Here is a 1,176-nt window from a genome sequence, read left to right as displayed (position 1 = left end):
CCCACCAATCATCAAAACAAGGCTTCGAGCGCAGAGAAGATTTCGTCGACAGCGCGGCCGGCATCGAAGCAAGCAACACCCTGACCTTGTCAGCCGGCCGCGATCTGATCAACAACGGCGGCAACCTCAGCGCGGGTGATGACGCCAAGCTCAGCGCAGCCCGCGACCTAATCATCACCAGCCAAAGCGAAACCGACAGCGCCGCCAACCGCGACGGCAAAGGCCATAGCAACCTCGAACAAACCACCCAACACGGTTCCTCCGTGCAAGTCGGCGGCAACCTTACCGCCAGAGCTGGGCGTGATCTGGCCATCGTCGCCAGCACCGTAAAAGCCGCAGGCGATATCCAGCTCACCGCAGAAAACGACCTCACCATCGCCTCTGCCGCTAACCAAACCAGCAGCGACAGCTACCGCAAAAGCGGCGGCAAAAAAGTTACGGTCCAAGAAAGCAAAGTTCGTCAGCAAAGCGCCGTAATCGAAGGCGGTGGCGGCCTATCTATAAGCGCAGAAAACAACCTAATCGTCAGTGCTAGCCAGCTCAAAGCCGACAACGACGCCTACCTCTACGCCGGCGACCAACTCGCCCTGCTTAGCGCCGAGAACAGCGACCACAGGCTCTACGACAAAAAGCAAAAAGGCAGCTGGGGAGCCAAGGAAACCCGCAAAGACGAAACCACCCGAGTTCGTAACGTGGGCACCGCTATCACCACAGGCGGCGACTTGAGCCTGGTGAGCGAAGGCGACCAGCACTACCAAAAAGCCACCCTGCACAGCGGCGCCAACCTCACCCTCGACAGCGGCGGCGCCATCACCTTTGAAGCCGTTAAAGACCTCGACCAAGAAAGCCACGAACGCAGCAAATCCGACTGGACCTGGACCAGCGCCAAAGGCAAAGGCACCACCGACGAAACCCTGCACCAGAGCCAACTGATCGCCACAGGCGAAACCATCATCCGCGCCGTTGATGGCATCCGCATCGACGTCAAACAGGTCGACCGGCAAACCGTCAGCCAAACCATCGACGCCATGGTCGCCGCCGACCCTGCACTCGCCTGGATCAAAGAAGCGGAAAAACGCGGCGACGTCGATTGGCGGCAGATCAAAGAACTGCATGACGCCTGGGACTACCAGAGTTCGGGGCTGGGCGCTGGCGCGGCGCTGATTATCGCCATCG

The 1,176-nt window shown here is 59.9% G+C and carries 1 protein-coding gene; it reads left to right on the top strand.

Going from position 1 to position 1,176, the window contains the following annotated elements; all coding sequences use genetic code 11:
• Positions 1-1,176, top strand: a 1,176-nt coding sequence (locus AAAB16_RS21425; RefSeq protein ID WP_340665152.1) for a hemagglutinin repeat-containing protein, incomplete at both ends; no start/stop codon positions are given.

The sequence above is a fragment of the Pseudomonas sp. genome, from assembly GCF_037994325.1.
Lineage (GTDB): Bacteria > Pseudomonadota > Gammaproteobacteria > Pseudomonadales > Pseudomonadaceae > Aquipseudomonas.
This window is presented reverse-complemented; position numbering and strand designations above follow the sequence as displayed.